The following is an 11,872-nucleotide window of genomic DNA, read 5'->3' as shown; positions in this document are numbered from 1 at the left end:
AAGCCTATTTATCCCAGAATGCATTCAAAACACCGCAAAGAAAGTCGTCTAAAAACAAAACATTGGATGCGTGTTTTGAACGACTTAATTCTTAAGATCCTGTATATGAAGTGACCATAGTATAAACTGTTTCTTAGCGAAACTTCTAAAAGTTGTAATACAGGAAAGAAAGTGGCGCAGAGCCTTTTATTCCATATATAGAGTCCTAAACATTCAGCTTCATTTTCTGTGTTAAAGCCTCTTTTGTAAGTTGATATACGTCTTTCTGATATTGACATTAGAACACTTTTGACGGTCATTGTAATTCATATCCTTTTCTCACATGATTTAAAATAATATAATAATGATTGTGATATTTCACCTATACTTTTCATTTTCCTCTTTTCCATTCTTTGTGATTTATAACCGGGCTGCTGTTTTTGCCGCAGGATGCTTGACGCTATCTGTTTGTTGCTGTAGCATTCTCTCTGCTGGTTGCGGCTATTGCCGCCAGTAACGTGCTAGGGTCACAGATGATGGAAATCATGCTGCTGATGCCGAAAAATATTTGGGATAAACCCTTGTTGAGAAATCAACAAGGGTTTTCTCGTTCTTCTTAATTAAAGGGAAAAAATTAGTATACGGAAATCCTATATGTTGGCATTTGTTAGTACTATAATAGTACATCTTTTGTCTTGACAGAAGGTACATTCATAGGAAAGCTTTAAGTCATGTGGTTTCTCAGCATTGTGAACATCAAAAAAACACAGATTTTTGGTTCTTATAGCTTGTAGTACTGAGTGATGATAGGGGAAGGTTATGCAATCAAAACGCCGAATTTCTGAACTTAAGCAAATGTCCGTAAAAGAGCGCAAAATTGAAGGCATGCGTCGAGCTAAGGCTGCTTTTGATCTGGCTGAACGTACAGGTACGTTAACAAAGCGTCCTGTTATCGTTGAGTGCTGCTTTTTTCGTTAGCTTGCTAGGTTGGTAATTATTCTTTGGGTGTTCTATCCAATTGTTTTAATACTCGCACACTCATTTCTCCGTGCTGCTTCTTAAATGTACTGCATTCTTAATTGGCTATTTAGCCTGATTAAGCGAGAATTGAAAGGTATCGTCATTCTATACCTTGTGCTTAGCTCTACACTATTATGATCACTAATTGACGGTGTTTAATTTTTTTCTTGACTTATCAGGGTAGTAATGTAACGCAAAATTTCTTTATCTGTTGATTCATTCCCATCAAGAGCTACTTTGATTGCTTGTTTCAAATTTGATCTAATTTTAAGCTTATCAATAAGTTCTTCGATATCTTGCTTTTCATGGATCATGGTTAATATCCCTTCAATACCTTTTCGATGCATTAAATTAATTAATGTTTTTGCTTCTTTGACATCAAGAGAATCTAAAATGAGGGACCATGCTGTTTTTAGTTCATCATATCCATAGCCTGTGTCGTCTCTTTGGGAATCATCAGTAGGTTTTTCATTCGGAGTCCCAGAAGCTAGCCATTCCAAAGAAACACCTTCTATTCTAGCGATTTTCTGAGCTACATATAGAGATGGTAGTGTCTTTTTATCAAAGTAGTTATTTAACGTCGAATAAGGTATTTGCCATTCTGTTGAAGCAGCTCGAAGACTCCTTCCTTTAAGAAGCTGTTTTAACCTGTTTTTAAAGGTTTCTTTTCCTTCTTCAAGGAAAGTAGCTTCGTTAGTCTTATTGTTCATATTTTCCTTTTTACGAATGAATTTCTATTTAAAGATCAATAATATCTATAAATAGAAAATAATGGTTGAAATTTTCTATTTATAGAACGATAATCTACAGCAGTGAATGATCCTCCAAGGATTATCTGCACTGATATCTTTTTAGAGTAATTGAAATATAGATTGAAGTAAAACATACCATTAGCAGAGCTTAAAGCAGCGAAGTTACTTTTTGTTTTACAATGTTATTAAATAGTTATACCTGCTTGGAGAATTCTTGTGGAGAAAAAAGATTGGCACCCGGCCGATATTATTGCTGCATTAAGGAAGAAAGGAACGTCATTGGCTGCCGTTTCTCGGGAAGCTGGACTGGCATCGTCAACATTATCCAATGCCTTACAGCGTCCTTGGCACAAAGGTGAGACAATCATTGCGAATGCATTGGGACAGAAGCCTGATGAAATCTGGCCTTCCCGTTATCAGAAAAGAAGGAAGGGATATTGATCTCGAAGAGAAAAAATATGGTGGCTGCTATAGGAGCCATAAAAGCAACGCTCTGAAAGTGAAGCAACACAATCAGAGCGTCTGACCACAACATTATCGGAACTAATGCTATGGCTAATAGGAATAGTAACATATCCTCATACTCAAAGCGTTATACATTTAACGCGCAATCTAATGTAGAAACCGAAGCACATACCTTGTTTACAGACTTTTCTTTGGTTTTAATTTTTTCTAAATCAATTGAGAAGCAATATTATGCACAGTAGCATCCCAGACATTCTCGACGACAGTAATATACCTGATCTGGATATCTTATGGTCTGCCATGTCGGATGCAATTGCATCACTGGATTTTTCATGTATTAGCGATACTGTACTGTGTCAGTTAATTGAATCATCCAAAGAAAATACTATGGGCATGTGTCATGGTGTAACTTTTCTTGGTGACTCAATGTTGTCGTTTGCCAGTAATAACATCCATGAATTTACGCCAGAGAGTTTGTGTCAGCTCGGGCATAGCCTAGAGGCGTTGAGTTCTTTATTACCGATGTTGTTTACTTTGCATGAAAAAGCGAGTGGTGAATGTCACCGTAGGGCTTTGAAAAACGAAATAAAATAGTTTTTTCAAATGAAACCGGAAAATTTTTGGATGGTTTTCCGGTTTAAAGGCATAAATTATCGCCGACAGGGTATTCGATATTGTCGATACTCATCGGGTCGATTTTTCCCCTTCCCAGGGCCTGAGGTGGTACCGGGATGTCGTCACCGTGCACTTTTCCCGGCATACCGACGCAGTGTCTTATACAGCGGCTCCAGCAGTTTGCTGACTGCCCCTGATCAGCAACTTAGCGTGATGCGGCTGGGGCTTTTGTTCAGACATTTTTTCGTTAACATTGCTGAGTAAGCCCCGGAGACAAGTGAGGCTGAGTTGTTGCGGCCTGGTAGGATGAAATAAAGGAGCCAGACAGGCATATGTTGGCTGGGTATGGCATATTGGATACCTTTCCGTATTTTGAGGAAAAGAAAACAATGCGTCGTCATACCGTAACAGATATTACGGTTGCAGTACTAAGTTTCCACATAGCTTAAGTATAATTCTCATTAACTCCGATTAATTTCTTTAAATTTCTGGATAGTGTGTTTGATGGCTTGTTCTGTTGGCAAACGCTCCATTGAACTCGCTCCATAGAACCCATGACAATTGGGACAATGAGCCAAAATATAAGCGACATCTTCCGGTTCCGAAATTGGGCCACCGTGACACAAAGTAATAATGTCATTTCGGATAGTTTTAGCTGCCGAAGCACAAGCATTAATGATTGGTATACAAGATCAAAGACGAATGTAAACCTATTGTAATATTTTACAACATGCAAGTTATTTTTTATCATTAGTGATATTTTTTATTGTGAATGCTATATGGTTAAAACTTTAAGGGGGTTAAATGATCCTGTTTGATGAAGAAAATTTGTCACCAGTCCGGCGTCGTACCCTGGAACGTATCACTCATTCAGCTCTGAAGTTATATCGTGAAAAAAAATTTCCGTCTCCTGAAGAGATTGCTAATGAAGCTGAATATGCGAAGGTCACGTTGCGCAGCTACTTTTCAACCCACAGTGATTTTGTCGAATATGTTGTAAAACAAGTCATTGGATCATTCGTTATCCCCCCTATGGGCGATGATGCAGAGGACAATATTGAGAAATTATTAAGATGGGGTTATGAAGAAATAGAAGCCAATGAGGCACTGATGAGGGATGCTTTACGCATTTCTCAGTTACGCTGGCAGGAATCTTTATCCGGTGAAGATAACCACAAACGACCTGTTTTGAAGAAAAAAAGTAACCGTAAAGAGACACTTTCTACGGCGTTAGCGCCTTTAAAAGGTCAGCTTAAAGATGACACAATACATAAGATTATTATGTTGATTTCAGTTTTATATGGTACAGAGGCTATGACTATTCTGAAAGATACTTTTGGTTTAGAAAATGATGAAATCATCAACTTAACGAGTTGGGCTGCAAAGTTGATTGTTCGGCAGGTCATTAATGAGGAGCTAAAATAATCCGAAGGCCATTTTTTAACACAAGGGTAAAGAAACTGGGCACGAGGCCCGGTAAAAGTTTCTTTTGGTGTATGGGCCTGTACATTTTGTGAGTGGTGTATTAGTTCAGATTAGATCTGATACTTCGATTTGAAAAGAAGAGAGTTACCCGCTTTGGTTAAAGGCGCTGAATCTTAAATCAAAGCGGGTCTTCTCAATCGGTCGCGGTAGGAATAGCCGTTACCAGCAACCCCTACCGTGACCGATTTTTTAGCCTGATAAGCCACTTTTCCCAGACGTAATGAACTGCACCCTTTAAATGTCGGATGATTACCTAACATTTGGGGTACAGTTCAGATTAACCGGGATTGATGCTATTTACTAAGTAGATAATTGTAACATTCTGGAAATTGGTAATTCTCCGGGATGCCAGGCCAATCGGAAGCCTTTAGCAAAGAGTCGGCATCTTCTTTAAAAGAATCAAAAAAACTTGACAGTCCCATTGCATATACTCTGACATAAACTAACGCCGCCTGCATTGCGATTTTGTCGTCATTTAACTTAGCTTGCCTTAGTAACTCCTTTGCATTTTTTAGTAACTCGAAATTTCGTTCAAATAAAGCATCTTGTTTATCCTCATAGTCAATCAATAGATCTTCTTGATCTATTGGACATTCTGATATCTCTTTTGAAAGATAAAGATAAATATTTTTTAATTCATCGAAATAATTTTCACTAATCATTTTAGTAATTTCCGCCTTTCAGCTTCTGCAATCCTCGTTTTGTCCAGATTAATGGAGCCATCCATATTTAACACAACTCTGAAGTTTCCTTTGTTATCAAAAACTTCAAGATGATTTTTATGTTTATTATCCAGATAGAACTGGTCACCTTTACGGATATTATCATTAATGTTCTTTGATGCTTTATAAACCGTTTGCCCTTGATATATTTTACTGGTTTTTTGTGAGCCTGCTTTCGCTTCGCTCCCAAACCCCGGCTGCCTGAAGAACTCGCCCATATTACCAACTGCTCCCTGATTCGGTTGATATGGTTGTTTGCCTTTTCCGACATCCCCGCGGCCTTTTGCTCCAGATTTACTGATCTCTCCAGCTACTCCCGCAGACGCCGCAATTCCCGTCTGCCCCATAATCTTCATGATTTCCTGGGTCGTTTCTTCTGAACCGCCAGTGACTTGGGCACGATGGAGCACTAAATTCCGTGATGCGTCAATATTCGACATAGCACCCCGTAAATCAGCCCATTCCCGTACTTCCGCTGGTGTGAGGGAATCCAGCCCCTGCATTCTGGCTTTTTCCTGAATTTCGCCTATTCGCGCACTATAGTCACCTTGTAATGCCCGCAACTCTTTGGCAACAGCAACGCACTGGTCAGCTCCTGAACAAGTTGTTATCCGCTCTTGAACCTTGTCATATTCCTGTCGGTATTTATCCCTAACGGCAGAACGGCAACTGGTATCACCCTGACAATTAACTAGTTCCTCACTCCTTGAACGATTCTGGTCAACGCTTAGATGATTATTGTCTACAACAACGCATTCCATTGCGAAATTGATTACCGAACACCAATTTTCCCTGCGCACTCAGTCAGTTACAACCCATTTTTTCCAATGTGCGTTCACCGCCGGACCCAAAACCCCCTGACGCGCTTTTCGCCCCTGAACGCCGGTTTTTCCCGCCGTGCCATTGTCAGTGTAGCGCCTTTTTCGGCAACGGGCGAACGTCGCCCAACTCGCTTGGGCGGCGGACGCCCGTTCTGCGGGCGCGGGCGGCACAGAGCCCGCAAGCGGCGCCCCTGCGACGCTCTGAGGCACAGTGGCTTCGGTTTGCGTATGACCTTGCATGACCACGCGGTTTTGTTTTGTTCAGGGAAGCCCCCGGGGGCTGCACGGGGCGGAGATGGCGAGCACGGGAATGAGCAAGGAGCCGGCGACTGCGAACCGGGCGCAGCCAGTGCAGCGGGGTTGGGGCGGGGGGAAGTCAATGAGCGGAGGCCGCAGGCCGACCTGCCTTCAGGGTTGTTGGCCGGACGTTGGCACGGCAGCTAAAGAAGAACACGGGTTTTTGCCGAGGACTGGCTCAGCGGCTGGCAGCAGAAGGCGTCAGCCTTGTGCGCCACTCCCCGCAATGCCGACCCGCGGGGGCGCAAGACATAATGCCAATTATACGCATTAAGCGTAAACGTCCGGTGAACTCACCTTGCTCCTCTCATTCGGTTCATGCACGCTAGGTTTTTGTCTTAACCTTGTGAGGAATCATGAGCCGTAGTCGATATACCCCGGAGCAAAAACAACACCATGTGACCCAATGGCGCCACAGTGACCTGACCCGAAAACAGTATTGCCAGCAGCATCAGCTGAGTTTTTCCGCTTTCCGTGACTGGATTACTGACAGTAACAAAATGCGCCAACCTCTCAGCCAGACACTGCCCGCCCTCTTGCCGGTTTCACTCCAGCCTGACGACGCGCGCACCGTTACCCTGCATACCCCAGACGGCTATGCCATCGCCTGTCCATTGACGCTGTTGCCTGACGTGATGCGGGTACTGGCCCGATGCTGAAACCGCAACAGCTCTTTCTGGTGCGAGAGCCCGTCGACATGCGCCGGGGCATTGATGCCCTGACCCAGCACCTGGAGGGACTGAATTTGCGCTGGCAGGACGAAGCCGCTTTTATTTTCTGCAACAAGGCCCGCTCCCGTCTCAAGGTGTTGCGCTGGGACCGACACGGCGTCTGGCTGTGTACCCGCCGTCTGCACCGGGCCCATTTTGTCTGGCCGAAGCAGGGTGAGCGCAGCTGGGTGATGACGCCCGCCCAGTTTGACTGGCTCATCCGCGGCATTCACTGGCAACAAGTCGAGGGAGATGACCTGTCCGGCTGGCGAAGCTAATTCCGCTACCCCGGTCACACTTTTACCGGATAACGACGGGGAATTATCCGGTACACTGTCGGCATGACGCTCAATGACTTAATCGCGCTGGATGACCCCGGCCTGTTCCGCCTGCGGGCACTGGCGCTGCTTCAGCAACAAGGTGATTATATTCGCCAGCTGGAAGACGCCCTGAAACAGGCGCAACGCTGGCGTTTTGGCGCGCACAGCGAAACCCTGCCTGCCGGTCCCAAACGCAGTCAGTTTGAGGAAGATGCCGATACCGATATCGCGGTGCTGGAAACCCAGTTGTCACGCCTGCATATCAAGGAAAACGCGCCCGCGTCTCATCCTAAACGTCAGCCTTTGCCGGCGACTTTACCCCGTGAAGATATCCGGCTGGCGCCGGAGACGGAGAGTTGCCCGGATTGCGGTCATGCTCTGCGCTTTTTACGTGATGAAATCAGTGAGCGGCTGGAATATCGCCCCGCGACGTTTGTTGTCCGGCGTTATGTCTGTCCGCAGTACAGCTGCGCGCGCTGTCAGTGTGTGCATGCTAAAGCCCAACCCGCCCACCTGATTGAAAAGGGCCTTCCAGAGCCGGGGTTGCTGGCTCAGGTGGTGGTCGCCAAATATCGTGACCACCTGCCGCTTTACCGTCAGCAGCAAATCTATGCCCGCAGCGGCGTAACCCTGGCCCGCAGCACCCTGTCGGACTGGGTGGGGCAGGTGGCTGTGGCGTTGCAACCGTTGGCCGATGCCCTGAAGCAGACACTGCTGACGTCCCCGGTGCTGCATGCCGATGAGACCCCGTTGCCGATACTGTCCCCGGGAAAAGGCCAGACCCGGCGGGCTTATCTGTGGACGTCTGTCACCGGCCCCGATACCTCGCCGGCAGTGGTGTACTATGAGCTGCATCCCGGCCGCAGCGGCCGTTATGCCCAGAGCCTGCTGAAAGACTGGTCGGGCGGCACGCTGGTGACGGATGATTATGCCGGTTACAACGCGCTGCATGCCCGGGCGGATATCACCGAAGCGGGTTGCTGGGCTCACGCCCGCCGCAAATTCTTTGACCAATACAAAGCGAGCCAAAGTCCGGTGGCGAAGCAGGCGCTGGATGGCATCCGTGACCTGTACAAGCTGGAGCGAAAAATCAAACACCGGCCGCCGGATAAACGGCGTCAGTGGCGGCAGCGTTATGCCCGGCCGTGGCTGAATGAGTTCCGGTCCTGGTTGCAAACGATACAGACCCAAACGGCCCCCAACTCTGGGTTACGCAAAGCGATAGATTACACGCTGAAGCGCTGGTCGGCGCTGGTGTGTTATCTGGATGACGGGCGGGTGCCGATAGACAACAACCGGGCGGAGAATGCGGTCCGGGGTGTGGCGCTCGGCCGAAAGAACGGGCTTTTTGCGGGTTCACTGGCCGCGGGGCAACGGGCGGCCATGATAATGAGCCTGCTGGAAACGGCCAAAGCCAACGGACATGAGCCCTGGGTCTGGTTACGTGATGTCCTCAGCCGGCTGCCTGTCTGGCCGAACAATCGGTTGAATGAGCTGTTGCCCTGGCCTGAGAATCGCTTTGCTTAAACTCGCTTTTTTTGTCAAGGTGAGATGATCGGAGTATTACGCTCGGTGTCAGTGCGGATATGCTGGTTTTTGATGAACAGGAGCGCGGGCCTAGTGAGCGGCTGCGCTATCAATTTGAGGCAATTTCTCGTATGCCGCAGTATGAGCAGGAGGTTATTAAGGAGTTGCTGGATGCAATGATCATCAAAACTCAGATTGCCGGCACAATGGCCTGTATTTCAACAACAGCGAAGGAAGAGAGTTAACACAGCACGGCGCTGAAGTGCGGGAACACTCCAGCGCCGCTAACCATCACCAACTATCAGAGGTAGTTCATCATGGCTAAATGCGATTCTAAAGCAAAAACCATTACAACTAAAGTGCAGGCTGTAAAGCCACGGCATTACACCGTGGGCTACCGGCCTAACCGGGGCAAGCCCAATCCGTACCCGCAGCTCACCATTAAGGGACGTTGGTTGGCTGCGTTGGGCTTTACCACAGGGAAGCCGATCACTATTACCAGCGAAGCCGGACAGTTAATCATTCAACTGGCTGAGAATGACTGACGGCTAAAGGAAGAGTCCAGTTTTTTAGCTGGACCCTTTGGATAACAACAGGTTAAGGTTGATAATCCTCATATTCCCAGGCAAAGACACGAGATAGCTTTTGCGCTATCTCCATCCAATCTTGCCCCTCGCACTGATCGATATAGTTTGTAATGGTCTTTTTAATTTCATCCAAATTATACTCACGTACCAGAAGCGTATGACGTATCAATTCCGGCTGCCAATGATGATTACACAGCCATTCAGGTGTACAGATAAAAAGATCAAAATATTCACTCCCACTTTCCAACTCTGGCCCGATTAATAGGGATAAGGTTATATTAATAGTTCCGTCATCTTCACCGGAGTACATAACTGGATCTTTATGCATACAATCTATGCCTTTTAGTACTGCTTTCACTAATGCATCCTCTTTTAATCCAGAATATTTAAATGACCGTTTCCAGTCTTATTTATTTTTCCTTTAGAATCAATAGAATAAGTTTCAAAGTTGGCTTGCACACCAGTAGTGGCATGGGCACTATTAGGTTTCTCTGATGGCGGCCTATAACCTCTCGTACCATCCGCACTAACCCAGCCATTCCCGGTAGTCTTCTTGGCTCCATCTCCTACCCAGATTTTGCCTAATCTATCCGCTTCTGTTCGAGTTCCAGTGCCAATGCCATAATTGAGCTTACCATTATCACCTTTAACTACAGCCGCCAACCTTGGATCTTGCGAAGCAATATGACTGAGGTTTCGTTGCACCAAGTCTTCTTTTAACTTCGGATAAGTTGCCGCATTTTCCGCACCACTTGTGTTTTTCCCTGCTAACTCAGGCTGAGCATCTTTGCCGGCATTATTTTGCGATGATTTTGGTGACGACTTCGGCCCTTTGGCTCCCTCCATCACAATAGGCAGCGTCATCGCCATTGCAGCGGCAGTCTCCTGACTCATGCCCATCGCCTCAAAGCGTTTTGTCCAGCCGAGTTCGCCTACCTTGCCTGTGGCCGCCTGACCTAACGTATTCACCGCCGACAGGTAATTTTTGAACTCAACCGGCAATGTGCCATCCCGGTCCATATTTTTGAGGGTACGTTCAAACACCGGCCACTGATCAACCAGATAACCATACTTCTGCGCACACTGGGTCGGGTTGCTGTTGCAGAAGTCCATCATTTCCTGCTGATTACGGATATTAGTCTCTACCATCTCCTTGATCACCTGCTTACAGCTTTCGCCTTCACAGATGCGGGCTTGGTGCGCAAAACTGTCCAGCTCATTCACGCTCAGATAGTTATTCTCAATTATCTGAATCAGACTTTATTATAAGTAATTTCATCCGTGGTTATTAAGACTGCTTGAATACTTGAATCAAGATTATCTTCATTTAACCATGAAGCGCCTTCTCTTCTTAAATGAAATTTGATTGTCGGCAATAGCGTTTCATCATCCAGAGATATAATAAAATTCAAATTATCAGCATGGTCTTTATTCCATTTATTAATTACGGAATTACTAAAAACAATTGAATATTCAAAGTGTTTTTCATTTACATAATCCTCCATATGAATAGAATTTACAAAACACTCAAAAGCAATTTCATCCTCAAAATTACTAGGTGAATTAGATTGACAATATGAAAGTAATTTTTTGGACAAAAAACACCCATCCATTTCAACAAAACCCTGAGTAACTATCTCATTGAGCTCCGATGAAAGGCTTATTTCCTCTATATCATCCCAATGTACCATTCCAAGTTGAACACTCATTAATTTATTGATTAACATATCATTTTTCCCCTAAATACTTTTTCATGCCTTTTTCAATAGAATTTTTAAAAGCAGGATCATTCAACTTGTCATTTACGCTTTTAGGTGCTCCAGGGAAAGTTTGTGTAATAGGGTCATAATAATATTTATTATTATTGCTATCTTGATAGTGTATCTGACCTGCTCTTTTTCCTGGTGCAGGGTTTTCAACATCTATTCTCTCTTTTCCTTTTCCCATCCATAAGGTTTTACTTGGAACAGTTGGACCATTAATTCCAAGCATCGCCCCATCTTTATTTAAGGTGTAATCAGGCTTAGGTTTTATATTTCCTTTAGTTGCCTTACTCACCCCACCCAGCGCACTTAACGCCACACCTGCAATAATATCTGCCTGAACCTGATCAAGACCATATTTCGCCATGATCTGCTCAGACACTTTATTACTGGCAATCACACCATCGGCATCCATCTGGTGCGCCCAAGTCGCTGTCAGGTCATAAACCATTTTGATCGGGGTATCTTCACCCATCGCCCGATCAATAGCCTGTTTCACTGCCATGCTATCGGCCAGTACACCACCGTATTTCTGCTGGCAAATCGCCGGACTGCTTGCACAGTCGCTGATAAGCTGTTGCTGTTGGGCTGTACTTAACTCTTCATACTTTTTAATTACCCTGCCGCAGTCACCACCATTAACCTGACAGGATTTCATTTCAGCGGACCAGTCATCTATCTGCTTACTGCTCAGATAGTTATTCTCCACAACAACGCATTCCATTGCGACGTTGATGACCGAACGCCGATTTTCCTAATGCCCTCAGCCAGTTACCACCCGTTTTTTCCAATGTGCGTTCACCGCCGGA

At 45.4% G+C, this 11,872-nt stretch carries 18 protein-coding genes and 2 pseudogenes; 10 read left to right on the top strand and 10 right to left on the bottom strand.

What is annotated here, in order from left to right:
- Positions 1 to 798: 798 nt before the first annotated feature.
- Positions 799 to 957, top strand: coding sequence for a hypothetical protein (locus tag SLS51_RS21705; protein ID WP_021324431.1), 159 nt, complete (start codon positions 799 to 801; stop codon positions 955 to 957).
- Between the two features lie 197 nt (positions 958 to 1,154).
- Here SLS51_RS21705 and SLS51_RS21700 read toward each other — a convergent pair whose 3' ends face one another.
- Positions 1,155 to 1,709 (bottom strand): transcriptional regulator, encoded by a 555-nt coding sequence (locus tag SLS51_RS21700; protein ID WP_058589720.1) that lies wholly within the window; start codon positions 1,707 to 1,709, stop codon positions 1,155 to 1,157.
- A 258-nt stretch (positions 1,710 to 1,967) separates the two neighbouring features.
- On the opposite strand from SLS51_RS21700, the gene SLS51_RS21695 reads away from it, so the two are divergent.
- Positions 1,968 to 2,192 (top strand): helix-turn-helix domain-containing protein, encoded by a 225-nt coding sequence (locus tag SLS51_RS21695; protein ID WP_021324429.1) that lies wholly within the window; start codon positions 1,968 to 1,970, stop codon positions 2,190 to 2,192.
- A gap of 255 nt (positions 2,193 to 2,447) precedes the next feature.
- Positions 2,448 to 2,810 (top strand): hypothetical protein, encoded by a 363-nt coding sequence (locus SLS51_RS21690; RefSeq protein ID WP_065823520.1) that lies wholly within the window; start codon positions 2,448 to 2,450, stop codon positions 2,808 to 2,810.
- Positions 2,811 to 3,292: 482 nt separating this feature from the next.
- On the opposite strand, the pseudogene SLS51_RS21685 reads toward SLS51_RS21690, so the two are convergent.
- A pseudogene (locus SLS51_RS21685) lies at positions 3,293 to 3,520 on the bottom strand (phosphoenolpyruvate hydrolase family protein); the annotation flags it as partial.
- A gap of 115 nt (positions 3,521 to 3,635) precedes the next feature.
- Here SLS51_RS21685 and SLS51_RS21680 point away from each other — a divergent pair.
- On the top strand, positions 3,636 to 4,256 hold the full coding sequence (locus SLS51_RS21680; RefSeq protein WP_323840615.1) for a TetR/AcrR family transcriptional regulator: 621 nt from the start codon (positions 3,636 to 3,638) through the stop codon (positions 4,254 to 4,256).
- Between the two features lie 173 nt (positions 4,257 to 4,429).
- On the opposite strand, the gene SLS51_RS21675 is transcribed toward SLS51_RS21680, so the two are convergent.
- From SLS51_RS21675 to SLS51_RS21660, 4 genes are read right to left on the bottom strand one after another with little or no spacing between them, the layout of a single operon-like run.
- Entirely contained in the window at positions 4,430 to 4,576 is a 147-nt protein-coding gene (locus tag SLS51_RS21675; protein ID WP_323840614.1) for a hypothetical protein, read from the bottom strand.
- A 33-nt stretch (positions 4,577 to 4,609) separates the two neighbouring features.
- Positions 4,610 to 4,978, bottom strand: coding sequence for a hypothetical protein (locus SLS51_RS21670; protein ID WP_214090511.1), 369 nt, complete (start codon positions 4,976 to 4,978; stop codon positions 4,610 to 4,612).
- Positions 4,975 to 5,799, bottom strand: a complete 825-nt coding sequence (locus SLS51_RS21665) for a hemolysin BL-binding protein (protein ID WP_323840613.1) — start codon at positions 5,797 to 5,799, stop codon at positions 4,975 to 4,977. Before SLS51_RS21665 ends, SLS51_RS21670 begins: the two co-directional genes overlap by 4 nt.
- Positions 5,800 to 5,838: 39 nt before the next feature.
- Positions 5,839 to 6,030 carry a hypothetical protein gene (locus SLS51_RS21660; RefSeq protein WP_323840612.1) on the bottom strand — a complete coding sequence of 64 codons (192 nt, stop codon included), beginning with the start codon at positions 6,028 to 6,030 and terminating at the stop codon, positions 5,839 to 5,841.
- A 139-nt stretch (positions 6,031 to 6,169) separates the two neighbouring features.
- On the opposite strand from SLS51_RS21660, the gene SLS51_RS21655 reads away from it, so the two are divergent.
- The 6 genes from SLS51_RS21655 (at position 6,170) to SLS51_RS21630 (ending at position 9,258) form a co-directional block, all read left to right on the top strand.
- Positions 6,170 to 6,430 carry a hypothetical protein gene (locus tag SLS51_RS21655; RefSeq protein WP_323840611.1) on the top strand — a complete coding sequence of 87 codons (261 nt, stop codon included), beginning with the start codon at positions 6,170 to 6,172 and terminating at the stop codon, positions 6,428 to 6,430.
- Between the two features lie 82 nt (positions 6,431 to 6,512).
- A complete protein-coding gene (gene tnpA / locus SLS51_RS21650) occupies positions 6,513 to 6,815 on the top strand; it encodes an IS66 family insertion sequence element accessory protein TnpA (RefSeq protein ID WP_323840610.1) in 303 nt (100 codons plus the stop codon).
- A complete protein-coding gene (tnpB, locus tag SLS51_RS21645; RefSeq protein WP_105397050.1) occupies positions 6,809 to 7,144 on the top strand; it encodes an IS66 family insertion sequence element accessory protein TnpB in 336 nt (111 codons plus the stop codon). Before tnpA ends, tnpB begins: the two co-directional genes overlap by 7 nt.
- 63 nt (positions 7,145 to 7,207) lie before the next feature.
- On the top strand, positions 7,208 to 8,713 hold the full coding sequence (gene tnpC / locus SLS51_RS21640; RefSeq protein ID WP_323840609.1) for an IS66 family transposase: 1,506 nt from the start codon (positions 7,208 to 7,210) through the stop codon (positions 8,711 to 8,713).
- 59 nt (positions 8,714 to 8,772) lie between these two features.
- Entirely contained in the window at positions 8,773 to 8,958 is a 186-nt protein-coding gene (locus SLS51_RS21635) for a hypothetical protein (RefSeq protein ID WP_323840608.1), read from the top strand.
- 72 nt (positions 8,959 to 9,030) lie between these two features.
- Complete coding sequence (locus tag SLS51_RS21630) at positions 9,031 to 9,258, top strand: SymE family type I addiction module toxin (protein WP_011147858.1); 228 nt, start codon at positions 9,031 to 9,033, stop codon at positions 9,256 to 9,258.
- Positions 9,259 to 9,310: 52 nt separating this feature from the next.
- Here SLS51_RS21630 and SLS51_RS21625 read toward each other — a convergent pair whose 3' ends face one another.
- The 4 genes and pseudogenes from SLS51_RS21625 to SLS51_RS24755 all read right to left on the bottom strand — a co-directional run.
- Positions 9,311 to 9,658, bottom strand: coding sequence for an immunity 8 family protein (locus SLS51_RS21625; RefSeq protein WP_011147859.1), 348 nt, complete (start codon positions 9,656 to 9,658; stop codon positions 9,311 to 9,313).
- A 14-nt stretch (positions 9,659 to 9,672) separates the two neighbouring features.
- The gene (locus SLS51_RS21620) at positions 9,673 to 10,515 is read right to left on the bottom strand and encodes a hypothetical protein (RefSeq protein WP_323840616.1); all 843 of its coding nucleotides are present in this window, start codon (positions 10,513 to 10,515) and stop codon (positions 9,673 to 9,675) included.
- Between the two features lie 38 nt (positions 10,516 to 10,553).
- On the bottom strand, positions 10,554 to 11,027 hold the full coding sequence (locus SLS51_RS21615; protein ID WP_110086564.1) for a PM0498 family protein: 474 nt from the start codon (positions 11,025 to 11,027) through the stop codon (positions 10,554 to 10,556).
- A gap of 271 nt (positions 11,028 to 11,298) precedes the next feature.
- Positions 11,299 to 11,772: pseudogene (locus tag SLS51_RS24755) on the bottom strand (VENN motif pre-toxin domain-containing protein); the annotation flags it as partial.
- Between the last annotated feature and the right edge of the window lie 100 nt (positions 11,773 to 11,872).

The sequence above is a fragment of the Photorhabdus africana genome (assembly GCF_035181445.1).
Lineage (GTDB): Bacteria > Pseudomonadota > Gammaproteobacteria > Enterobacterales > Enterobacteriaceae > Photorhabdus > Photorhabdus laumondii.
Note: the sequence above shows the minus strand (reverse complement) of the source record. Positions and strands in the feature narration are given on the sequence as shown.